Raw genomic sequence first — 22,548 nt, 5'->3', positions numbered from 1 at the left:
GCTGCTCTCAGTCGTCTTCGTTGTCGCCGAAGTCGGGGCGCACGCCCCGCGCGGCCATGACCTCGTCGTTGGAGGTCCCGGCGGCGACCATCGGCCACACCTGGGCGTCCTCGTGGACGATGAAGTCGATCACGACGGGGCGGTCGTTGATGGAGTTGGCCTCTTCGATGACCTTGTCGAGGTCGGCCGGGTCCTCGCAGCGGATCGCGTGGCAGCCCATCGCCTCGGACAGCTTGACGAAGTCCGGGACCCGGGTGCCCGCGCTCGGCTGCTTGCCGTCCGCGTCCGGGCCGCTGTGCAGCACGGTGTTGGAGTAGCGCTGGTTGTAGAACAGCGTCTGCCACTGGCGGACCATGCCGAGCGCGCCGTTGTTGATGATGGCGACCTTGACCGGGATGTTGTTCAGGGCGCAGGTGGTCAGTTCCTGATTGGTCATCTGGAAGCAGCCGTCGCCGTCGATCGCCCAGACCGTGCGCTCGGGCTGTCCGGCCTTCGCGCCCATCGCGGCCGGGACGGCGTAGCCCATGGTCCCGGCGCCGCCGGAGTTGAGCCAGGTCGCGGGCTGCTCGTACTGGATGAAGTGCGCGGCCCACATCTGGTGCTGGCCGACGCCCGCGGCGAAGATCGTCCCCTCCGGGGCCAGCTGGCCGATGCGCTCGATGACCTGCTGGGGCGAGAGCTGGCCGTTGTCCGGGTGGTCGTAGCCGAGCGGGTACGTCTCGCGCCAGCGGTTGAGGTCGGCCCACCACGCGGCGTAGTCGCCGGTGTGTCCTGCCGTGTGCTCGGCCTGGATGGCCTGCACCAGGTCGGCGATGACCTCACGGGCGTCACCGACGATCGGGACGTCGGCGGTGCGGTTCTTGCCGATCTCGGCGGGGTCGATGTCGGCGTGCACGACCTTCGCGTACGGCGCGAAGCTGTCCAGCTTGCCGGTGACGCGGTCGTCGAAGCGGGCTCCGAGGGCGACGATCAGGTCGGCCTTCTGCAGCGCGGTGACGGCGGTGACCGCACCGTGCATGCCCGGCATTCCCACGTGCAGCGGGTGGCTGTCGGGGAACGCGCCGAGCGCCATCAGGGTGGTGGTGACGGGCGCTCCGGTGAGTTCGGCGAGGACCCTCAGCTCGGCGGTGGCACCGGCCTTGATGACGCCGCCGCCGACGTAGAGGACGGGGCGCTTGGCGGCGGTGATGAGCTTCGCGGCCTCGCGGATCTGCTTGGCGTGCGGCTTGGTCACCGGGCGGTAGCCGGGCAGCTCCTGCTGGGGCGGCCAGGAGAACGTGGTGCGCGCCTGCAGGGCGTCCTTGGCAATGTCGACGAGGACGGGGCCCGGGCGGCCCGTGGAGGCGATGTGGAAGGCCTCCGCGATGGTGCGCGGGATGTCCTCGGCCTTGGTGACCAGGAAGTTGTGCTTGGTGATCGGCATCGTGATGCCGACGATGTCCGCCTCCTGGAAGGCGTCCGTGCCGATCGCCTTGGACGCCACCTGGCCGGTGATCGCGACCAGCGGGACGGAGTCCATGTGGGCGTCCGCGATGGGCGTGACCAGGTTGGTGGCGCCGGGGCCCGACGTCGCCATGCAGACGCCGACCTTGCCGGTGGCCTGCGCGTACCCGGTGGCCGCGTGGCCCGCGCCCTGCTCGTGGCGGACCAGGATGTGACGCACCCGGGTGGAGTCCATCATCGGGTCGTACGCGGGGAGGATGGCACCTCCGGGAATGCCGAATACCGTGTCGGCCCCGACTTCCTCGAGAGAACGGATCAGCGACTGCGCGCCCGTGACGTGCTCGACGGCGACGGACTGCGGTCCTGAGGATCGGGGCCGGGGCTGCGGATGGTGGGCCCCGGTGGCCTGCTCGGTCATCGGCATTCTCTTCTCGAAGCTGAGGGTCTTTGCTGAGGATTCTGCGGGGGTGGCGCGGGGTTTTTGCCAGGGTTTGGCAGGTGCCAGTGCAACAAAAAACCCCTCGTGCCGTGAGGCAAGCGAGGGGAGCGCGCCGGGTGCGGTCGCTGGGTGTCTCCGGTGTCCGGACCGGTGCGTCCCAGCTTCAGCCGACGCGCTTTCCAAGTACGAGAATTCGGGTGCGCATGGCTCTGACCCTCCCCCTGGCGCGCCACACCTGTCAAGTAGGTGGGACGGGCGTCTCATTATGTGAGCGCCCATAGGAGGGAGATCCGGCCGCGAGAGCCGCCCCCGCCGCGCCGAAGGGTGTGGTGGGGCCGCCGAAGGGCGTAGGCGAGTCGCCGTACGCCGCGGAGGCGGCCTTGAAGGCGGGCGCGCCCTCCCCGTAGACCACGGCCTCGGCGGCCGGGCCGCCCACGCACACCGGCTCCACGGCGCCGTGCGGCACGGGATACTCCCCCACCGCGAGCGCCCGGCGCAGCCGGTACTCGTCGAGGGGGCCCGAGAACGCCATGCCGTACCCGTGCGTGCAGCCCATCGCGCGCAGGGCGATGACCTGTTCGGGCAGGTCGACGCCCTCGGCGACGGAGCACAGACCGAGGTCGCCCGCGATCCGCAGGAGACCCGAGGTGATCTTGTGGAGCCGCGCGGACTCCACGACGCCCTCGACCAGACCGCGGTCCAGTTTGAGTACGTCGACGGGGAGCCGCCGCAGTGCGGTGATCGCCGCGCTGCCGCTGCCGAACCCGTCGAGGGCGATACGGACGCCGAGGCGGCGCAGGGACGCCAGACGGCGCTCCAGGTCGTCGACGGACACCCGCGGGTCGCTGTCGGCCAGCTCGATGACGAGTCCGCCGGAGGGCAGGCCGTGCCGGGTGAGCAGCGCCTCGATGGAGCCGAGCGGCATGGAGCGGTCGACCAGGCGGCGGGCGCCGACCCGCACGCAGACGGGCACCGCGTGGCCCGTCCTGCCGCGCTCGGCGGCCTGCTCGACGGCTTCCTCCAGGAGCCAGCGGCCCAGCTCGGCGGCGCGGTCGCCGCCGTCGGCGGTGCGCAGGAACTCGGCGGGCGTGAAGAGGATGCCCTGGGCCGAGCGCCAGCGCGCCTGGGCCGCCACGGAGGTGACCTGGCCGGTCTCCAGGGACACCACGGGCTGGTGCAGGAGCACGAACTCGCCGTCGTGCAGGGCGCTGCGCAGCCGTGTGGCCAGCTCGGCCTTGCGGGCCACGTCGGCCTGCATCTGGGGTGCGTACAGCTCGACGCGGCCCTTGCCCGCCGCCTTCGCCCGGTACATCGCGAGGTCGGCGTTGCGCAGCAACTCGCCCGCGCCGACGCCCGGTTCGGCGAAGGCCACGCCGATGGACGCGGCGACCCGGACGTCGTTGCCGTCGATGTCGTAGGGCTGGGAGAGGCGCAGTCTCAGGCGGTCGGCCAGTTCGAAGATGTGCCGCTCGCGGGCGGCGTGGTCGCGGGTGCCGTCGCCGACGATGAGGGCGGCGAACTCGTCCCCGCCGAGCCGGGACGCGGTGTCCGAGGCGCGGACGGCCTCCTGGAGCCGCTGGGCGGCCTGCACGAGCAGCGCGTCGCCCGCCTGGTGCCCGATGGTGTCGTTCACGGCCTTGAATCCGTCGAGGTCGATGAAGAGGACTGCGGTGCCCCGGTCGGTGACTCTGCGACCGCCGAGCGCGGCGGCGACCCGGCGGGTGAAGAGTGCCCGGTTGGGCAGGTCGGTGAGTGGATCGTGCTCGGCGTTGTGCTGCAACTGCGCCTGCAGGCGCACGCGTTCGGTGACGTCGCGGCTGTTGAAGATGAGGCCGCCGTGGTGGCGGTTGACGGTGGACTCGACGTTGAGCCAGTCGCCGCAGCCGGACTTGAAGCGGCATTCGATGCGGGTGGTGGGTTCCTCCACCGGGTTGGCGGCGAGGAAGCGGCGCACTTCGTGGACGACACGGCCGAGGTCCTCGGGGTGGATCAGCGTGGCCAGTTCGGAGCCCACGAGGTCGTCGGCCTCGCGGCCGTAGACCCCGGCGGCGGCCGGGCTGACGTAGCGCAGGATGCCACTCGGCGCGGCGATCATGATGACGTCGCTCGACCCCTGGACCAGGGACCTGAAGTGGTTCTCCTTCTGGGCCAGTTCCTGGGTGAGCGTGATGTTGTCGAGCAGCATGATGCCCTGGCGCACGACGAGCGCGAGGACGACCGTGCCCGCGGTGAACAGCACGACCTCGTCGACGCTGCGGCCGTTCAGGACGTTGTAGAGGATCCCCAGGGTGCAGACGGCCGCGGCCAGGTAGGGCGTGAGGGCGGCGAGCGATCCGGCGATGGGGCGGGTGGTGGCGTAGCGCACGCGGCCGTCGGGGCGCTCGCCGGGACGGTCGTCGCGGTCAGGGCGCTCGTCGTGCGCGCGCGGGGCGCGGCCGTCGGGGCAGCGGGTCCTGCCGTACCCCCGGTACGCCGCGCGCACCGGGCTTTCGTCGGCGCGGGCGGACCCGAAGTCGCCGCGGGTGAGCCCGGACGCCGCCCACGGTGCGTAGGCGAGCAGGAGCGAACCGGCGAACCAGCCCGCGTCGAGGAGCTGGCCCGAGCGGTAGCTGTTGTGCAGCATCGGCGAGGTGAACAGCGCGTCGCACATCACCGTGAGCGCGAGGGCGCCGATGGCGGTGTTCACAGCGGTGCGGTTCGCCGACGACCGTCTGAAGTGCAGCGCGAGGACCATGCTGACGAGTGCGATGTCCAGGAGCGGATACGCGAGCGACAGCGCGGCGTGCGCGACGCTGGGGCCCTCGAACTGCGCGTTGTGCGCGAGGGCGAGGCTCCAGGACAGCGTGAGCAGGGAGCCGCCGATGAGCCAGGCGTCGAGCGCGAGGCACACCCAACCGGCCTTCGTGACCGGCCGCTTGGCGAGCACGAGCAGGCCGATGATGGCGGGCGGCGCGAAGCACAGGAAGAACAGGTCCGCGTAGCCCGGGCTGGGCACGGGGCGCTCGAGAACGACCTCGTACCATCCCCAGACGCCGTTGCCACAGGCCGCCATCGCCGAGGAGAGCGCGAACAGCAGCCAGGCGGGTCGAAAGCGGCTGCGGCGGGTGCGGGAGTACCGGAAGCAGGAGACGGCCGCGATGGCGGCGGCGGTGCTGAGCCCGAAGTCCCCCATGATGAGCGCCAGGCGGTTCGATCCCCAGCCGAGCGCGGACCCGGTCGCGTATCCCCCGCAGACCAGCAGCAGGACGACCTGCGAGAGCAGTCCGGAGCCGGGGGCCGGACGCCGGGCGAGCGGCGCTCCGGGCGGCGGCGCGGGCGGCCCGATCCTGCCCTCCAGGACGGTCGCGGAAGCCGACTGCCCGCTCACCGGCCCGCCCCGCTCCTCGCGGTGGCGCCCCGTCCAGGGGTGCCACGGCCATGGACCGGGCCCGGTGCGGGGCCGCGACAGGGCGGGCTCACGGTGCGGAAGTCGCTGATCCGGCGCGCGGTGCGGCGCGGCAGCGGGTGGTGACGCCGCGTGGCGTCCCGGCGTCTGCGGATCGGTGTGCGCGAGAGTCGTCGGCGGTGGTCCCGCCGCGTCGGATCGTTCGCCCATAGGCCGTACATCGCCCGTCGCCCCCCTCGCAGTCCTGTTGCCACATCCCCGGCGCCGAATGGTCCACGGCGCATCCCCAGTCGGGACGATACACCAGTCTCGTCACTCAGGGACAGGGTCGCTCTACTCTCCGTGACTGCCAGCGTCAATGCGGACACGCGGCGCACGCGGGCGGGTGCGGAGCGTGCGCGGAACGTTCCCTACCGCTTCCGCGCCCCTTGGCTACGTGGTCGTCAGGACGACGTTGGCGAGCGGCTCCCCGGCCGCGTACCGGTTCAACTGACCGGCCAGGAGGCGCTTGGCGCGGGGCAGGAACGCGGATGTCGGGCCGCCCACGTGCGGGCTGATGAGCACGCCGGGGGCCTGCCACAAGGGGTGACCGGGGGGCAGCGGCTCCGGGTCGGTGACGTCCAGGGCCGCGGTGAGGCGGCCGCTCTCCAGCTCGGCCAGGAGTGCCTTGGTGTCGACGACGGGGCCGCGGGCCACGTTCACCAGGAGCGCGCCGTCCTTCATGTGCGCGAGGAAATCGGCGTTCACCATGCCGCGCGTGGAGTCGGTGAGCGGCGTGGAAAGGATCACGACATCGGCTTCGGGCAGCAGTCGGGGCAGTTCGGAGAGCGGAAGCACAGGACCGCGCTCCGTGGCACGCTCGGAGCGCGCAACGCGCGCCACCCGCGCACACTCAAAGCCCGTGAGCCGGTCTTCGATCGCCGAACCGATCGCTCCGTAGCCCACGATGAGGACGGACTTGTCGGCGAGGGCCGGGTTGAACCCCTGCCGCCACTCCTCTACCCGCTGTCCCTCCACAAAACGCGGGATGCCCCGCAGGGAAGCGAGGGTCAGCGTCAGGGCGAGCTCGGCGGTGCTGGCTTCGTGCACCCCGCGCGCGTTGCACAACCGAACACCCGGAGCGAGCTGTTCGACGGCGGGCAGCACGTGGTCGACGCCCGCGGTCAGGGTCTGGACGACGCGCAGGGACGTCATCCTGGACAGCGGGCACGCGCAGACCGCGGGGTCGATCATGTAGGGGACCCCGTAGAAGACACAGTCGGCGGGGTCGGCCGGATAGTCCCCGCCGCCGTCCCAGAATCGGTAGGTGAAGCCCTCCTCGTGGGCGGCGGGCAGGCCTTCGATCTCGGAAGCCGCCACGGGCAGCCATACGTCGGTCGTCATGCCCAGGAGGCTAATGCGCACAGGCCGCACGCGGTGTGCCCGGGCGCAGAGGTTACGTTGGGGGCCGCCCGGACGAAGATCACCGGACAGGGGAGGGTAAGGCCCAGTGGAGCGCAGGACGATCGGCGCGGGGGCGCTCGGGGTGGGCGCCGTCGGACTCGGCTGCATGCCGATGAGCTGGGCCTACACCAGCTCCCGACAGCGCGGTGACGCCTCGATGCGCACCGTGCACGCGGCGCTCGACGTGGGTTCGACGCTCCTCGACACGGCGGACATGTACGGGCCGTTCACCAATGAGCTGTTGATCGGCCGGGTGCTGAAGGAGCGGCGTGCGGAGGCCTTCGTGTCCACGAAGTGCGGGCTGCTCGTCGGCGAGCAGCACATCGTCGCCAACGGCCGCCCCGGCTATGTGAAGCGGGCCTGCGACGCGTCGCTGCGGCGCCTGCAGACGGACACCATCGACCTGTACCAGCTGCACCGCGCCGACCCCGAGGTGCCCGTCGAGGAGACCTGGGGCGCGATGGCCGAGCTGGTGTCGGCCGGGAAGGTGCGCGCGCTCGGGCTGTGCGCGGTGGGCGCGCGGGCGAGCCGCCGAGCGGGGGCGCGCACGGGTCTTCACGACGCCACGATCCGGCAGTTGGAGCGCGTCCAGCAGGTCTTCCCGGTGGCGGCGGTGCAGGCCGAGCTGTCGGTGTGGTCGCCGGAGGCGCTGGTGGCGCTGCTGCCGTGGTGCGCGGCGCGCGGGGTGGGGCTGCTCGCGGCGATGCCGCTGGGCAACGGCTTCCTCACCGGCACGCTGACGCCGGGGCAGGGCTTCGAGCCGGACGACCTGCGGGCCCGGCACCCCCGGTTCACCGCCGAGATGATGGCGGCCAACCAGCCGCTGGTGGTGGGGCTGCGCCGGGTCGCCGCACGGCACGGCGCGACGCCCGCGCAGGTGGCTCTCGCGTGGGTGCTCGCGCAGGGGCCGCAGGTGGTCCCGATACCCGGCGCCAAGCGGGAGCGCTGGGCGCGGGAGAACGCCGGGGCCGCGGACGTGGTCCTTTCGCCCGCGGACCTGGCGGAGCTTGCGGCGCTGCCTCCGGCGCAGGGGTCGTGGGACTGAGGGGGCCGACCCGGATCAGGGTCCTGGTCCGGGCGCGCGTTCGCGTTCGCGTGCGCGGGGAGGGCGGGACGGACGCGGGGGCCGGGGCGGACGCGGGGCCGGGGCGGAGGTGACGAGGGCCGATCGCGACCCGGCCGCGCCCCGGCCGGAAGCCGGTCGGAATTGGCGCGCGGTGGATGGGAACCTGCGGGGCGGCTGCGGTGTATGAACAGTAGAAGCTCCGCGTCGAAGGGATCCTGACCGTGCTGAGTGCTCACCATCCTCGTCGTGCCGCCGCGGCGGCCGTATGGGCCGCCGCCGCGCTCCTGTTGGCGACCGGGTGCTCGTCGGACGACGACGGCCCTTCGGGCGACAAGAGCGCGGAGTCCAGCTCCGCGGACACGGGCGCGTCGCCGTCGGGCGACGCCTCCGACGCACCGCCCGAGAAGGGCTCGGCCGAGGTCGCCAAGACGCTCGCCACGGGCCTGAAGTCCCCCTGGGGCCTGGCCCCGCTGCCGGGCGGTGACCTCCTTGTGTCCTCGCGCGACGAGGGCACGATCACCCGCATCGACGGCGAGAGCGGCAAGAAGACCGAGGTCGGCTCGGTCCCCGGGGTCGCCGCCGCGGGCGAGGGCGGCCTGATGGGCCTCGCCCTCTCCCCGACGTACGCGTCGGACCACCAGGTGTACGCCTACTTCACCACGGAGTCCGACAACCGCATCGCCCGCATGCTGTACGACGAGAAGAAGCCGTCCGGCCAGCAACTGGGCGCCCCCGACACGGTGTTCAAGGACATCCCGAAGGGCGTCATCCACAACGGCGGCCGGATCGCCTTCGGCCCGGACAAGATGTTGTACGCGGGCACGGGCGAGACCGGCGAGACGGACCTGGCGCAGGACAAGAAGTCCCTGGGCGGCAAGATCCTGCGCCTGACCCCGGAGGGCGACCCGGCCCCGGGCAACCCCTTCGACGGCTCCCCCGTGTACTCGTACGGCCACCGCAACGTCCAGGGCCTGGACTGGGACGAGGACAAGCGCCTGTGGGCCTCGGAGTTCGGCCAGGACACCTGGGACGAGCTGAACGAGATCAAGGCGGGCGACAACTACGGCTGGCCGGAGGCCGAGGGCAAGGACGACTCCGACGACGCCTTCCACGCGCCCGTCGCCCAGTGGAAGACGTCCGAGGCCTCACCGAGCGGCGTTGCCTACGCGAAGGGCTCGGTGTGGATGGCGGGCCTGCGCGGCGAGCGGCTGTGGCGGATCCCGGTGCGGGGCGTGACCGGCGAGCCGAAGACGGAGGCGTTCCTCACGGAGAAGTACGGACGGTTGCGCACGGTGGTCGCGGCGGGCGGCGACAAGCTGTGGCTGGTGACCAGCGAGACGGACTCCCGGGGGACTCCGGGGAAGGAGGACGACAGGATTCTGGAGGTGCGCGTGAAGTGAGGTGCGCGTGAAGCAGGGCGGCGGCCGACAGGGTCCGAGCCAGAGGCCGGGCGGCGGCCGAGAGGACCCGGGCCAGGGGCCGGGCGGCGGCCGACAGGATCCGGGCCAGGGGCCGGGCGTCAGGCCTCGGGCTCGCCCTCGGGGCCCGTGCGGCCGGCCTCGTCCCCGGGCGCCTGCTGCGGCACCCGCACCACGACCTTGCCGGAGGACAGGTCTATCGGCCCGCGGCCGGGGTCCCCGTCGTCCACGTCGACCCGCGTCAGCTCCAAGCGTTTGTTCTCGTCGTCCGTGTGCTTGCGCCCTGGTGCGAAGAGCTGCTCGAACACGTTGAACACTGCGCCTCCAAGGCCGGACGGTGGTCCTGCCCTTCCCAGCGTAAGCGACGCCGCCGGAAACGAGCCGGGCCGGGCGCCCCGGCAGGGGCGCGGGGATCCGCGCGCCTAAGGGGCGCGCACCGCGGCGTCGGGCAGCAGTGGCCCGTCGCCGGGGAAGAGCTGAAGGCGGTGGGCGAGGGCCGCGGCCTCGCCGCGGCCGGCGACGCCGAGCTTGCCGAGGATGTTGGAGACGTGCACGCTTGCCGTCTTCGGGGAGATGAACAGCTCCTCGGCGATCTGGCGGTTCGTGCGGCCGGCGCTGACCAGGCGCAGTACGTCCCGTTCGCGGGAGGTCAGGCCGAGGGCGTCGGCCGGGTCGGCGGGCCCGGTCGGGGGCGCACCGGTGAGGGAGAGCCGGGTGCGCTGGGCGAGGCGGTCGACGCTCTCGGCGAGGGGGCGGGCGCCCAGGTGCTCGGCGACGGCTCCGGCCTGGCGGAGGAGTTCGGCGGCGCGGTCCCGGTCGGCGTCACCGGCTCCCGCCCCGGATCCAGCTCCGGTCGTGAGCAGGGCGGCGGCGAGTCGGTGGCGGACGCGGGCGAGGTCGTAGGGCCGCTCCAGCGGGCCGACGGCGGTGAGGGCGGCCAGCCAGTCCTCGGGGGTGGCGCGGCCTTCGGCGCGCAGGAGTTCGGCGCGGACCCACAGTTCGTACGCCTGCCAGACCGGGGCGGTCGTGGCCAGGGACTTGGCGGTGGTGCGGATGAGGTGGAGGGTGTCGGCGCGGCCGGGGGCGGCGATGGGCAGGCCCCGGGCGTCGGCCTCGGCGGTGGCGGCGGCGAGGAGCAGCGGCCAGCCGTAGCGCTGGGTGCCGGGCGGGAAGCCCTCGGCGACGGCCCGGGCGAGTTCGGTGCGGGCATCGAGGAGGCGGCCCTCGCCCGCGGCGACGCCGATGGCGACGCGGTGCAGCGGCAGGGAGTTCTGCGGCATCGGGTCGTGGGTGCCGAAGTGCGCGCGGGCCTCGGCGAGTTGGTGGGCGGCCTCGGCGATGTCGCCGCGGGCGAGCGCGAGGTGGGCCAGGCGCAGGCTGGCGCCGCCGCGCGGCTTGGCGCTGAGGCCCGCGCGGCGGGCGGCGTCGACGGCTTCGGTCCAGCGGCCGAGGGCGTACATCGCCTCGGACTGGTTGGCCCACATCCAGGGCTCGGACTCCAGGAGGCCGTAGCGCTGGGCGAGGCGGATGCCCTCGTCGAGGAGCTCGGAGGCCTCGCGGGAGCGGCCGATGCCTTCGAGGACGGAGGGCAGGTTGATGAAGGTGCGGCCGATCGGTCCGGCGCTGCCGCCGGCGAGGACCTGCTCGCGCACCGCGAACATCTCGGCGACCCCGGCGTCGACGTCGCCCGCGTCGACCATCAGTCCGCCGAGGGTGAGGCGGGCGGACAGCTCGATGTCGCGGGCGCCGACCATGCGGGCGTACTCCACGGCCTGTTCGGCGGCGGCGAAGGCCTCCGGGCCCGGCTCGTGCAGCATCGACCACCCGGCGACCATGGCGAGCACCTCGGCGTGCACGACCGACGGCGGCAGGCCGCGGACGAGGTCCTGCGCGGTGGCGAGTTCCTTCCAGCCGTCGCCGCGGGCGAGGGTCTGCACGAGCCGGGAGCGCTGTACCCAGAACCAGGCGGCGCGCAGCGCGTCGGGCTCGTCGTCCAGGCGCCGCAGGGCCCGCTTGGTGATCTTCAGGGCGCGTTCACGCTCGCCGCACAGGCGGCCCGCGACGGCGGCCTCGGCCATCAGGTCCAGATAGCACAGCGGGGTGGTCTCGGGGTCACAGCCGCAGGGCGGGTAGACCTCGGTGTAGTCGACGGGGCGCAGTTGCACGCGGACGTCGTCGGGGACGGCGTCCCACAGGTCCATCGCCCGCTCCAGGAGCCGCAGTTGCTCGGCGTAGGCGTGTCTGCGGCGGGCCTCGACGGAGGCGTTGAGGACGGCGGGCAGGGCCTTGGCGGCGTCGTGGGCGTGGTACCAGTAGCTGGCGAGGCGGGTGGTGCGCTGGTCGGGGGCGACGAGCGCGGGGTCGGCCTCCAGGGCGGTGGCGAAGCGGCGGTTGATGCGGGAGCGCTCGCCGGGCAGCAGGTCGTCGCCGACGGCCTCGCGGACCAGGGAGTGCCGGAAGCGGTAGCCGTCGCCGCCGGGCGAGGGGATCAGGATGTTGGCGCCGACGGCGGCGCGCAGGGCGTCGATCAGGTCGTCCTCGCCGAGGCCGCTGACCTCCGCGAGCAGGTCGTACTCGACGGTTGAGCCGCCCTCGGCGACGATCCGCGCCACCCGCTGGGCGTCCTCGGGCAGGTCCTCGACGCGGACGAGCAGCAGATCGCGCAGCGAGTCGGTGAGGGCGGCGCAGCTGCCGCCGTGGGAGGCGACGGCGAGTTCCTCGACGAAGAAGGCGTTGCCGTCGGAGCGCTCGAAGATGTCGTCGACCAGCTTCGGCGCGGGCTCGGCGCCGAGGATCCCGGCCATCTGGCGCCCGACCTCGTCGCGGGTGAAGCGGGCCACCTCGACGCGGCGGACCGCGCGCAGCCGGTCGAGTTCGGCGAGCAGGGGGCGCAGCGGGTGGCGGCGGTGGATGTCGTCGGCGCGGTAGGTGGCGAGGACGACGAGGCGGCCGCGGCGCAGCGTGCGGAAGAGGTACGACAGGAGGTGGCGGGTGGAGGCGTCGGCCCAGTGCAGGTCTTCGAGGACGAGGACGACGGTCTGTTCGTCGGCGAGGGCCTCCAGCAGGCGGGCGGTCAGCTCGAAGAGCCTGGCGGTGGCCTCTTCGCCGTTGGGGCCGTGGGTGCCGCGCAGCGGGGCGCCGTCGCACAGCTCGGGCAACAGCCGGGCCAGTTCCTCCTCCTGGCCCGCGGCCGCGGCGGCGAACCGGCCGGGCAGCATGCGGCGCAGGGTGCGCAGGGCGGTGGAGAAGGGGGCGAAGGGCAGTCCGTCGGCGCCGATCTCGACGCAGCCGCCGACGGCGACGACCGCGCCGCGCGCGCAGGCCACGGCCGCGAACTCCTCCAGGAGCCTGGTCTTGCCGACGCCCGCCTCACCGCCGAGCAGCAATGCCTGCGGCTCGCCCGCCGCCGGTTCGGCGGCGCGGGCGAGCGCGTCTTCTAGGGCGCCCAGTTCGTCGGTCCGGCCGACGAACACCGGGCTGACGGACCTGGTCTCCATGGCGGTGAGCATGGCACAGACCTGCGGCTTCGCGGCAGGGCGTTTCCCGGTGGGCGAAACCGGGGTGACCTGGTACGGCGCGACCGGGGCGGCTTGGTGCGGTGGGACCGGGGCGCTCTGGTGCGACGGGACCGGGGTGGCCCGGTGCGGTGGGACCGGGGCGGCTTCGGCCGGTGCGGCCGGGGCTGACCCGGGTGCCGTGCCCGGGGTGGGGTTCACCCCGGGCTCCGGGTGCGGGGCGGGCACGCCCTGCCCCTCACGCGGCGCGGGTGAAGCGGTCCGTGAACCGTTCCGTCACGCGCCCGGGGCTCACCCGCCCCTCGGCTTCGTCGCCGCGTCGGCCCCGGCGGCCCGCGCGGGCGGCCTTGCGGGCCTCCCGCACGAGGCGGTCGTGGCGAGCGGACCGGGCAAGCTCGGCGGCCCGCTGCTGGTGGAGTTCGTACTCGTACATGGTGTGCTCCCTGGCTGGTCAGTGGTGCTCGGTGGGTTTCGCCTTCGCTTTCGGCGATGACTCCACTTTCGTCTGCCAGGGGGGTGCGGCACATCGGGAGAGTGCCGCATCTTGGGGTGGGTGGGGGCCTTAGGGCAGGGCTGAGGGGGTCCTTAGGGCAGGTAAGGGCTTAGGGGCAGGGGGGGGCGGGGGCCGGTCCTTGTGCCTGGGACGGGGTGGGTGCCGGGGCGGGGCGGGTGCCTAGGACGGGGTGTCGCCCCCGGTCGGCGGGCCCTCGGCGGGGAACACGATGGGGCTGAGGAGGTGGCGGGTGCGGTGCTGCGTGGGTTCGTTGACGGCCCTGGCCACGATCACCTCGCGCAGCTCGGCGATCATCTCCGCGAGTTCGTCGGGGCTGAGCCAGAGCGAGTACTGCCGGAAGCCCACCAGGTCGGCGACGGGGGCGGCGTCGCCCCGGTCGAGGTACGTGTTGAACTCGGCCATGAGGGTCGCGGTCGCCACGGCGAAGGCGCGCCGGAAGTCGTCGAGGGACAGGGACGCGGCCGCCTCGTGGTCGAGCACCACGCGGCCCCGGTTCAGCCGGTAGTGGCGCTCCACGGAGCCGCGCACCGGCTGCTCGTCGGCCACGACGAGGAGTCCGCCCTCGACCAGGAGGCTCATGTGCCGGTACAGGGTGGCCTTGGAGACGTCGGGCAGCAGCGAGCGGAGCTCGGTGGTTGTGCGGGTGCGACCGTCGTACATCGCGTGGACGATGCGGATCCGTACGGGGTGCAGCAGGAGTTCGACCGTTTCCATGGGCCGATGTTCTCACCCTCGCGAAGATCGTCGGCCTCGCCCCCCGCGTCCTCGTCGGACGGGAAAAGGCGAGGCCAGACGGGAGTTGGCGACACGGTGTGAAGCTGCGCCGCGCTCGCGGACGTGCGTAGGGACCGACGGCGCGCCCGCTCCCGCGCGGTGCGTCAACTCGTCGACGGCAGTCCCAGAAGGATGTTCGTGTACTTCGCGATCGCCAGCACCAGACCGATCACGCCGAGCGCGACTCCGGCCCACGCCACCGACTTGATCCACGGCGCCTGCGTCCGCGCCGGATCGCCGAACGCGGGCCGCAGCAGCACGCCCACGCCGACCACCAGCGCCGCGAGCGCGAACAGCCCGCCGACCAGGGCGGTGGTCTTCCAGGAGTCGCCGTAGACCTCCTGTACCTGCTGGGCCACGCTCGCGCTCTGCGAGGTCTTGAGCTGGCCGATCAACGACTCGCGCGCGGACGCGACGGTGCCGAGCCAGCCGCCGGAGAGCCCGACCACGCCGAGGGCGGCGGCGACGACGGCACCGGCGCCCTGGCCGACCCCGGCGGACGAGGCGGCGGCGTCGACCGCGGCGGCCTCGAACTCCTCGTCCAGGTCGTCCTCATCGGCGTCGTCGGCACCGTCGGCGGCGAACTCCCCGTCCGCCGCACCGCCTTCGCCCTTCGCGCCGCCGTCCGCCTCGTCGGCCTCAGCGACCGCCGGGCTCACCTTCTCGGCGCCGTCGGCCCCCTCGTCCTTCTTGAGGTCGACCTCCGCCTCGGCCCCGGCCTCAGAGGTTTCTGCGGACTCGTCAACTGCCTTGGTTCCCATGCCCGGCACCGTACGGACGCAGTATGAGAACTCCCTTACGGAGAAGGCCCGTTTATGAGAACCCGCTTAAGAGTCCGCGCAGATAGGCGCGGTGGTACCCAAACAGCGAGGCGGGTACTGGGCCCTGGCGATCACGGAGGTGCAACGCTCTGTGATCATGGATTTGAGTGCCCTTCTTAAGTACACCCCCTCACTCGACGGCCACCGTCGCCTGCCATGCGCCCGGGCGCATGCCTGTCGCCTTCCGGAAGAACACCGAGAAGTTGGACGCGTCGGGGAAGCCGAGCGTGTTGGCGCAGGCGGCCGCGGTGAGGCGGTCGTGTGCGAGGAGCCGTTTGGCTTCCAGGACGATCCGATCGACGATGTACGCCTTCGCGCTGCGGCCGGTGACCTGCTGCACCGCTCTTGAGAGGGTGCGGGGCGCGTATCCCAGTGTCCGGGCGTAGTAGCCGGCGTCGTGATGTTCCCGGTAGTGCGCTTCGACGCTGGACCGGAACAGTCTAAACACCGGATTGATCGACCGTGCTTCGGCGTGCGGGGGCCGGAGCCGGGCGATGAGCGCGGAGAGCAGGATCTCGGGCAGCTCCGTCGAGCTATCCCCTGGTGGGGCGGATGCTTCGAGGAGGAGATGGTTGCGGGCGGTGTCGACGAACGGCCAGTCGGCGTCGGGAATGTTCCAGTGTGCAACCAGGTCCGGGGACCCGACGAGCTCCCGGGTGGCGTGGGTGACCGGCGCGGTCGGCACGAACAGCACGACGTGCCCAGCCACGCCAGCGATGTCATCCCATCGGTGCACAGCTCCAGGAGCGACCCACACCGCGGACCGCTCCTGGAGCGGGTGTCGGAGGAAGTCCACGGTGACGGATCCGTGCCCGGCATCGACGACGGCGAGGACGTGGAAGTCGGCACGCTGTGTCCCGCCGTCGTTCAGCTCGCGAAGGCGGTCGAACGTCATGGTTTCGACAGTGGCGGCACGGCGCCCGACGGGCTGGTAGGTCATCTGCCGGATCACAGTCATCTGTCCAGTTTCCACCATTAGGCGACCAGTCATGCCGATGCCCCGGCACAGCGGCAGAGATTCAATGAACACACAGAACAACCGCCCCAGAACACTGATCGAGAGATTCACGATGAACACGACGCAGCAGCCGCTACTGCCCGCTTATGACCACCGGCCGGGGACCGGACCGACCCTGGTGTTTCTGCACTACTGGGGTGGATCCGCCCGCACCTGGGACCTCGTCGTCGACCGCCTGGCGGGACGCGACATGCTCACTGTCGACTTCCGCGGGTGGAGTCGCTCGAGCAACCTGGCCGGCCCTTACACCCTCCGCCAACTCGCCGATGACACGCTCGCCGTGATCGCCGACGCGGGCGTCACCGACTACGTCCTCGTCGGACATTCCATGGGTGGAAAGGTCGCGCAGCTCATCGCGGCGACCCGGCCCGTCGGCCTCCGGGGGATCATCCTCGTCGGTTCCGGTCCGGCGAAGCCCGCCGCAGGGATCACTCCCGAGTACCGGGAAGGCCTTTCCCACGCCTACGACTCCGACGAGTCCGTCGCCGGCGCACGGGATCACATCCTCACCGCGACCGAGCTGCCTGAATCGATCAAGTCGCAGATCGCGGCCGACTCGCGGGCCGGCACCGACGCCGCCCGCACGGAGTGGCCGCTGCGCGGCATCGCGGAGGACGTCTGCGAGCACACCCGCATGATCAGCGTCCCCGCCCTCGTCGTCGCCGGGGAGAACGACCATGTCGAGCCCGTCGACGTGCTCGTCAACAACCTGGTGCCCTACCTCTCCGGAGCCGATTTCACGGTGATTCCGAACACGGGTCACCTGATCCCGCTGGAAGCTCCGGCCGACCTCGTCGACGCAATCACGACATTCGCACCAGCAGCCTGACCATCTGCGCGGCCTGAAAATCGACTTCGTCCCCGATCACCCGCGGGACGCCCCGCCGCGTGACAGTGCGAGGCCTAGGCCCGACCCTCCCGCGTTGATACGCACCCCAGCCAGACCTGCTTGCCGCGGCCGACCGGGGCGACAAGCAGGTCGGTCTCATCGCCCGGCGCCGTGCCGAGACACGCTCAGCAGGTGGGGCCCTTGTTCATGGACTACCTGTAGGCCGGTGACGTCGAGGGTCTGCTGTCGCTCTACGAGCCGAGCAGCGCGAGTAGTTCTCCTGCCCGGAGCCGTGACCACGATGCACATCACTCATTGGGGAGACCTGTGCCTGTGCTGCCATCATGGCTGACCGAACCGCTCCGGGACCAATTGGCGTCCCTGCTGCCCGAGCGGCCGGAGTACCACCCGGACCATCCGCTGGGCTGCCACCGCCCGCGCATCAGCGACCGGTTCATCTTCGACAAAATGCTGCAACTCCTGCGCTTCGGCTGCTCCTGCCAGGCGATCGCCGACACAACCTGCTCGGCCACCACGATCCGCAACACAGCCCTCGGCGACACCGGCCGGAGCCCCGCCCTAGCCCTGGGCCTCCGCAGCCTCCGCCGCCTCCCGAGCCGCCCGCGCCTCCCGCCACTCCGGCGCAAGGACCGACCACATCTCCATGTCGTGCCGGATCCCCTGCCAGGGGAAGCTCTCCCGCAACACCCCGTCGCACACGAAGCCGAGCCGCCGCGCCGCCTTCTTGCTGCGTTCGTTGAGGGAGGACACCAGCCACTCCACGCGGTGCATGCCGCGCTGGTCCACGGCCCAGTCGATGATGACCCGGGCCGCGTTGGTGATCAGCCCGCGCCCGGCCGCCGACGGCTCCAGCCACACGCCGACCTCGCACGACTCGACGGCGGTGTCGAAGATCCGGAAGAGGACGCCGCCGACGAGCGTCCCGTCGAGCCAGATGCCGTAGAAGCGCCCGGTGTCGGCGGCCTGCCGCTCGGCGAAGTGCTGGAGGTGGGCCCGCGCCGACTCCACGTCGGTGACCCTGACGGTGAACGGGACCCAGGGGCCCGCGTACTCACGTGCCCGCTCCACATGGGCGAGCAGTTCCTCGGCCTGCCACGGCTCGATCGGCCGCAGCTCGGCCCCTTCGCCCACGGATATCGCGAACATCCCGCTCCTCACCGTCCTGGCACGCCCGCGCGCCTACCGCACGCCCCCGTGCCGCTCAGCCGTCACGTCCTCCAGCGCGAGCGGAGCGTCCTCCGTCGCACGCTGTCCGGGGATCGTCGCACGCACGCGGGAATCGGGCACCTCAATACTGATCCGGGGCAGCCAGCGGTCGAGGCGCTCGGGCAGCCACCAGTTGGCGCCGCCGAGCATGTGCATCAGGGCGGGCACCAGGAGCGTCCGCAGCACGAACGCGTCGAGCGCGACGGCCGCGGCGAGCGCGATGCCGAACATCGCGATCACCCGGTCCCCGCTGAGCACGAACGCCAGGAAGACCGAAATCATGATCACGGCCGCGGAGTTGATCACGCGGCTGGTCTCGGCGAGGCCCACCCGGACGGCGACGCGGTTGTCGCCGGTCTCAAGCCACTCCTCGTACATCCTGCTGACCAGGAACACCTGGTAGTCCATGGAGAGGCCGAAGAGGACCGAGACCATGATCACGGGCAGGAAGGGCTCGATCGGCCCGGCCCGGCCGAGGCCCATCAGCTCGCTCCCCCAGCCCCACTGGAACACCGCCACCACGACGCCGAACGCCGCCGCCACCGCCGCCACGTTCATCACGGCGGCCTTGAGCGGGATGCCGACCGAGCGGAAGGCGAGCAGGAGCAGGACGCAGCCGAGGCCGATCACGACGCCCACGAACAGCGGGAGCTTGCCGACGATGATCTCCGCGAAGTCGTCGTACCCGGCCGTCACGCCGCCGACGTGCACGTCGAGGGAGGTGTCGGTCTGAGCCCTCGGCAACACGTCGGAGCGGAGCCGGTCGACCAGGTCGCTGGTCTGCTGGGACTGGGGAGCGGAGTCCGGCACGACGGTGAGGAAGGCCGCGCTGCCGCCGTCGTCGTAGGTCACGGGGCTCACGGAGGCGACGCCCGGCGTGGACTTCAGCGTGCTGTCGAGGTTGTCCAGGGCGAGCCGGTCGGCGGCGCCGTTGACCTCGGTGACGAGGGTGAGGGGGCCGTTCACGCCGGGGCCGAAGCCGTCGGCGAGGAGGTCGTAGGCCTGCCGGGTGGTGGCCGACGAGGGGTTGTTGCCCTGGTCGGAGGTGCCCAGGTGCAGGGAGAGGGTGGGGATGGCGAGCAGCGCGATCACGGCCACGGCGACGCCGCCGAGCAGCTTGGGGTGCCGCTCCACGAACGCCGACCAGCGGGCGGCGAGCCCCGTCGGCACCTCCGGCTCGGGCCCGCGCTCGGCCAGCCTGCGCCGCTCGCGGCGGCTGAGGGCGCGGGGGCCGATGAAGGACAGCAGCGCAGGGAGCAGCGTCACCGAGGCGGCCACGGTCAGGATCACGGTGAGCGACGCGGCGATGGCGACGCCGTTGAGGAAGCTCAGGCGCAGGATCAGCATGCCGAGCAGGGCGATGCAGACGGTGGCGCCCGCGAAGACGACGGCGCGGCCGGTGGTGGCGACGGCCCGTTCGGCGGCCTCGGCGACGGGCAGGCCGCGTTTGAGGCCCTTGCGGTGCCTGGTCACGATGAACAGGGCGTAGTCGATGCCGACGCCGAGCCCGATGAGGGTGCCGAGCATCGGCGCGAAGTCGGCGACGGTCATGAAGTGGCCGAGCAGCACGATGCCCGCGTACGCCGTGCCGACGGAGACGACCGCCGTGGCGATGGGGAGCAGTGAGGCGGCCAGCGAGCCGAAGGCCAGGAAGAGCACGACGGCGGCGACGGCCACGCCGACGATCTCGGCAGTCTTGGCGCTCTTGGACTCGGTGAGGCCGATGGCGCCGCCGCCGAGTTCGATGTCGAGGCCGTCGCTCTCGGCGGCCTTGGCGGTGTCGACGACGGCCTGGGCCTGCGCCCGGTCGACGGAGTCGATCTGCTCGCGGAAGGTGACGGTGGCGTACGCCGTGCGGCCGTCCGCGCTGACCTGGGCGGCGCCCCGGTCGGCGTACGGGCTGGTGACGGAGGCGACGCCGGGCAGGTCCGCGATCCTGTCGAGGGTCTCAGTCATCGTCTGCTCGACGGCGGCGGAGCGGACCTTCTGGTCCGCGGGGGTGTGCCAGACGACGGTGTCGCTGTCGCCGCCGAGGTCGGGGAAGCCCTTGCCGAGGAGCTTGGTGGCGCGGTCGGACTCGGTGCCGGGCACTTCGTAGTTGTTCGAGTACGCGGAGCCGACGGCGGCGGCAGCGGCGGCCGTGCCGCCGAGTGCGAGGAGCCAGAGCAGTACGGCGACTAGGCGGTGCCGGACGCACCACCGGGCGAGTGCTGCCACGGACTGGCTCCCTGAGTGATTCCTGGATCTTCAGCGGGAGCAGCCGGGAAGCGTCGGAGTGACCCGTAAAGAACACATGAGCGACATGAGCGGGGAAATGGATCATGATCATCGCTTATGCGGCGAGATGACCCATGCGCAGACACTCTGACAGCCCTCGGAGATCCTTGGTCCCTTTCGTGGCCTTACTCACAAGATCACAAGGGGGGTCCCAGCGGGCATCGAAGGCCTCGATGCCCGCTGGGACCCCCGATACGCGGATCAGCCCGAGACGCTGGCGCGACCGTTCTCGATGTGTCCCATCAGGCGCCGCCGGAAGCCCTTGTCGCCCTCGGCGGTGACCTCGATGTCGTACCAGCCGCGCTCGTCGCCCGTCTGCCAGGCGATGGTGCGACTGCTTCCTGCCTTGATCCGTACCGTGCGGGTGCGCCGACGGACGTCCGCTTCCTCCACGTATCCGATCGGCTTGACCGTGAAGACGAGGTGCCCCTTGCCCCGGTTGGCCAGCGTGAGGTGGATCTCGCGCCGGGTGATCGCCGAGGAGAGGGCGGCCACGCCTTCCCTCTGTCCTACGAATTCGCGACGGAATCCGTTCGGCCCGGTGACGGTGAAGTGATACGCGTCACTCTGCTCGGGCAGGATCCAGGAGCCGTCGTGCGCCACGTCCTGGTGCTGCGGAACGGGGAACTCGCCCGCGTACGGGTACAGCGCGAAGTGCGCGGCGCGCCGCCCGCCGTTGCGCAGCCGCACCTTCAGGGTGCCGTCCTTGGTGCGCTTCAGGTCGGCGTCCGGCTGGTACGGCAGCGGGCGGGCGCGGCGGGCGCCCGGCTCCTGCACGGGCATCGACTGCTTCTCCGGCGGCTTCGGCTGCCAGCGGCCGCTGAACACCGGGATGGTGCCGGGCTGTTCGACCTCGGGCTGGCGGTGGCCGCGGTGGAAGTCGAAGGCACTGGTGAGATCGCCGGTGACCTTCCGGCGCCAGTGGCCGATATTGGGCTCTCGCACACCCGTCCACTTCTCCAGGAAGCGCACGACGGAAGTGTGGTCGAAGACCTCGGAGCAGACGTAGCCGCCGACGGTCCAGGGCGACACCACGAGCATCGGCACCCGCGCCCCGAGCCCGGTCGGCCGCCCCTCCCAGCGCTCCTCCCGCTCCTCGGCGGAGTCCCCGCCCGGCACGGGCGGCGGCACATGGTCGAAGAAGCCGTCGTTCTCGTCGTAGTTGATGAAGACGGCGGTACGCCGCCACACCTCGGGATGCGAGGCAAGGGCGTCCAGGACCTTGTAGACGATGGTGGCGCTGTGCACCGGCGAGGAGACCGAGGGGTGCTCGGAGTCCAGGGCGGACGGCACCAGATAGTTCACCCTGGCCAGCTTGCCGCGCGCCACGTCCTTGGCGAACCGGTCGGCCAGCGTGCCGGTGGGCACCCGCCGCAGGCCCCGCTCGAACAGGGACCGCTCCCGCTTGCTGAGCGTCTTGACGCCCTCGTCGAGCGCGGCGAGCAGCTTGGCCCGCGCCGGCTCGTCCTTGGCGTCCCGCACCTTGGCGTAGAACGCCTCCATGAAGGTGTCGCCGGTCTTGGCGAGGACCTTGCGCGCGATGGCCTTGAAGGTGGTGAAGAACTCGATCTGGTTGTCGGTGAAGTTCTCCCACTCGGTGTACGTCTGCCAGCTGACCCCGGCCCTCTCCAGGCGCTCCGCGTACGTCCCCCAGTCGTAGCCGGGGTGCGTGCCCTCGTCGTACGCGTCGTTCTCGACCGCGCGTCTGCCGTTCGCCTCGAAGCCCGTCTTCCCGCTCCACAGGTGGTTGCGGTTGGGGCTGGTGGAGGTGTGGATGGAGGAGTGGTAGGCGTCGCAGACCGTGAAGGTGTCGGCGAGCTCGTAGTGCAGCGGGATGTCCTCGCGCGTGTAGTACGCCATCGTGGCCGCGGTCTTGGCCGTGATCCAGCCGTCCATCCAGCCGTCGTGCCAGGCCTTGGCGCCGCCGCTCCAGGAGTGGTCGAGGGCGCCGATGTACTGGAGGTCCTTCTGCTGGGCGGCCGCGGCCTCGCGGACCGGGAAGGGCAGGACGGAGCGCAGCGGGCCGGGCTGCTCGAACACGCTCCTGCCGCCGGGCAGTTGGATCGCGTTGCGGTCGGAGAAGCCGCGTACACCGCGCAGCGTCCCGAAGTAGTGGTCGAAGGAGCGGTTCTCCTGCATCAGGATCACCACGTGCTCGATGGCGCCGAGCCCGCCCTTCGGCGGCTCCTTGGCGAGCGCCTGCTGGAGGGACGGCGGCAGGAACGAACCCACGGTGGCGGCGCCCAGGGCACCACCGCCCACAGCCATCAGCCGTCTGCGCGATATCTCCGCTGCCACGCCCAACCTCCAGTCGACACCCAATGGTTGTCCTTTGATCCATTGGTCTGCTGAGCTGGGACGGTAGTGACTCCTGGTGGC

The 22,548-nt window shown here is 71.9% G+C and carries 15 protein-coding genes and 1 pseudogene; 4 read left to right on the top strand and 12 right to left on the bottom strand.

Features of this window, described 5'->3' with window-relative positions; genetic code table 11:
- Positions 1 to 7 precede the first annotated feature (7 nt).
- The 3 genes from ACZ6AA_RS05825 to ACZ6AA_RS05815 all read right to left on the bottom strand — a co-directional run bounded on the left by ACZ6AA_RS05825 (position 8) and on the right by ACZ6AA_RS05815 (position 6,650).
- Positions 8 to 1,867 carry an acetolactate synthase large subunit gene (locus tag ACZ6AA_RS05825; RefSeq protein ID WP_468452106.1) on the bottom strand — a complete coding sequence of 620 codons (1,860 nt, stop codon included), beginning with the start codon at positions 1,865 to 1,867 and terminating at the stop codon, positions 8 to 10.
- Positions 1,868 to 2,120: 253 nt separating this feature from the next.
- Complete coding sequence (locus ACZ6AA_RS05820; RefSeq protein ID WP_468452108.1) at positions 2,121 to 5,249, bottom strand: putative bifunctional diguanylate cyclase/phosphodiesterase; 3,129 nt, start codon at positions 5,247 to 5,249, stop codon at positions 2,121 to 2,123.
- Between the two features lie 450 nt (positions 5,250 to 5,699).
- Positions 5,700 to 6,650 carry a 2-hydroxyacid dehydrogenase gene (locus ACZ6AA_RS05815; protein ID WP_471456428.1) on the bottom strand — a complete coding sequence of 317 codons (951 nt, stop codon included), beginning with the start codon at positions 6,648 to 6,650 and terminating at the stop codon, positions 5,700 to 5,702.
- Positions 6,651 to 6,756: 106 nt separating this feature from the next.
- Here ACZ6AA_RS05815 and ACZ6AA_RS05810 point away from each other — a divergent pair, with 106 nt between their 5' ends.
- Both ACZ6AA_RS05810 and ACZ6AA_RS05805 read left to right on the top strand, forming a co-directional pair.
- Positions 6,757 to 7,755, top strand: a complete 999-nt coding sequence (locus ACZ6AA_RS05810; RefSeq protein ID WP_468452112.1) for an aldo/keto reductase — start codon at positions 6,757 to 6,759, stop codon at positions 7,753 to 7,755.
- Between the two features lie 242 nt (positions 7,756 to 7,997).
- Positions 7,998 to 9,176: a PQQ-dependent sugar dehydrogenase gene (locus ACZ6AA_RS05805; protein WP_468452114.1), complete on the top strand. Its 1,179-nt coding sequence runs from the start codon at positions 7,998 to 8,000 to the stop codon at positions 9,174 to 9,176.
- A gap of 119 nt (positions 9,177 to 9,295) precedes the next feature.
- On the opposite strand, the gene ACZ6AA_RS05800 is transcribed toward ACZ6AA_RS05805, so the two are convergent.
- From ACZ6AA_RS05800 to ACZ6AA_RS05775, 6 genes are all read right to left on the bottom strand, one after another.
- The gene (locus ACZ6AA_RS05800; RefSeq protein ID WP_468481946.1) at positions 9,296 to 9,511 is read right to left on the bottom strand and encodes a DUF6191 domain-containing protein; all 216 of its coding nucleotides are present in this window, start codon (positions 9,509 to 9,511) and stop codon (positions 9,296 to 9,298) included.
- 105 nt (positions 9,512 to 9,616) lie between these two features.
- Positions 9,617 to 12,703, bottom strand: coding sequence for a helix-turn-helix transcriptional regulator (locus ACZ6AA_RS05795; RefSeq protein ID WP_468452118.1), 3,087 nt, complete (start codon positions 12,701 to 12,703; stop codon positions 9,617 to 9,619).
- Between the two features lie 244 nt (positions 12,704 to 12,947).
- Positions 12,948 to 13,142 carry a hypothetical protein gene (locus ACZ6AA_RS05790; protein ID WP_468452120.1) on the bottom strand — a complete coding sequence of 65 codons (195 nt, stop codon included), beginning with the start codon at positions 13,140 to 13,142 and terminating at the stop codon, positions 12,948 to 12,950.
- A 240-nt stretch (positions 13,143 to 13,382) separates the two neighbouring features.
- Positions 13,383 to 13,937 (bottom strand): helix-turn-helix domain-containing protein, encoded by a 555-nt coding sequence (locus tag ACZ6AA_RS05785; RefSeq protein ID WP_468452122.1) that lies wholly within the window; start codon positions 13,935 to 13,937, stop codon positions 13,383 to 13,385.
- Between the two features lie 164 nt (positions 13,938 to 14,101).
- Entirely contained in the window at positions 14,102 to 14,758 is a 657-nt protein-coding gene (locus tag ACZ6AA_RS05780; RefSeq protein ID WP_471456426.1) for a hypothetical protein, read from the bottom strand.
- A gap of 190 nt (positions 14,759 to 14,948) precedes the next feature.
- Positions 14,949 to 15,776, bottom strand: coding sequence for a helix-turn-helix domain-containing protein (locus tag ACZ6AA_RS05775; RefSeq protein ID WP_144323997.1), 828 nt, complete (start codon positions 15,774 to 15,776; stop codon positions 14,949 to 14,951).
- 112 nt (positions 15,777 to 15,888) lie between these two features.
- Here ACZ6AA_RS05775 and ACZ6AA_RS05770 point away from each other — a divergent pair, with 112 nt between their 5' ends.
- Positions 15,889 to 16,665: an alpha/beta fold hydrolase gene (locus ACZ6AA_RS05770; RefSeq protein ID WP_471456424.1), complete on the top strand. Its 777-nt coding sequence runs from the start codon at positions 15,889 to 15,891 to the stop codon at positions 16,663 to 16,665.
- A gap of 327 nt (positions 16,666 to 16,992) precedes the next feature.
- A pseudogene (locus ACZ6AA_RS05765) lies at positions 16,993 to 17,211 on the top strand (IS5/IS1182 family transposase); the annotation flags it as partial.
- A 33-nt stretch (positions 17,212 to 17,244) separates the two neighbouring features.
- On the opposite strand, the gene ACZ6AA_RS05760 reads toward ACZ6AA_RS05765, so the two are convergent.
- The 3 genes from ACZ6AA_RS05760 to ACZ6AA_RS05750 form a co-directional block, all read right to left on the bottom strand.
- On the bottom strand, positions 17,245 to 17,832 hold the full coding sequence (locus tag ACZ6AA_RS05760) for a GNAT family N-acetyltransferase (RefSeq protein WP_468452128.1): 588 nt from the start codon (positions 17,830 to 17,832) through the stop codon (positions 17,245 to 17,247).
- A 33-nt stretch (positions 17,833 to 17,865) separates the two neighbouring features.
- Positions 17,866 to 20,109, bottom strand: coding sequence for an MMPL family transporter (locus tag ACZ6AA_RS05755; protein WP_471456422.1), 2,244 nt, complete (start codon positions 20,107 to 20,109; stop codon positions 17,866 to 17,868).
- Between the two features lie 261 nt (positions 20,110 to 20,370).
- Entirely contained in the window at positions 20,371 to 22,467 is a 2,097-nt protein-coding gene (locus ACZ6AA_RS05750; RefSeq protein WP_471456420.1) for a phosphocholine-specific phospholipase C, read from the bottom strand.
- Positions 22,468 to 22,548: the final 81 nt, after the last annotated feature.

Source organism: Streptomyces sp. NPDC040610 (assembly GCF_055594065.1).
This window is presented reverse-complemented; position numbering and strand designations above follow the sequence as displayed.

Bases quoted from the DNA above. Each gene is read 5' to 3' on its own strand.
- ACZ6AA_RS05825 (WP_468452106.1), bottom strand. From the start codon at position 1,867: ATGCCGATGACCGAGCAGGCCACCGGGGCCCACCATCCGCAGCCCCGG.
- ACZ6AA_RS05815 (WP_471456428.1), bottom strand. From the start codon at position 6,650: ATGACGACCGACGTATGGCTGCCCGTGGCGGCTTCCGAGATCGAAGGC.
- ACZ6AA_RS05795 (WP_468452118.1), bottom strand. From the start codon at position 12,703: ATGCTCACCGCCATGGAGACCAGGTCCGTCAGCCCGGTGTTCGTCGGC.
- ACZ6AA_RS05790 (WP_468452120.1), bottom strand. From the start codon at position 13,142: ATGTACGAGTACGAACTCCACCAGCAGCGGGCCGCCGAGCTTGCCCGG.
- ACZ6AA_RS05785 (WP_468452122.1), bottom strand. From the start codon at position 13,937: ATGGAAACGGTCGAACTCCTGCTGCACCCCGTACGGATCCGCATCGTC.
- ACZ6AA_RS05780 (WP_471456426.1), bottom strand. From the start codon at position 14,758: ATGGGAACCAAGGCAGTTGACGAGTCCGCAGAAACCTCTGAGGCCGGG.
- ACZ6AA_RS05775 (WP_144323997.1), bottom strand. From the start codon at position 15,776: ATGACTGTGATCCGGCAGATGACCTACCAGCCCGTCGGGCGCCGTGCC.
- ACZ6AA_RS05770 (WP_471456424.1), top strand. From the start codon at position 15,889: ATGAACACGACGCAGCAGCCGCTACTGCCCGCTTATGACCACCGGCCG.
- ACZ6AA_RS05760 (WP_468452128.1), bottom strand. From the start codon at position 17,832: ATGTTCGCGATATCCGTGGGCGAAGGGGCCGAGCTGCGGCCGATCGAG.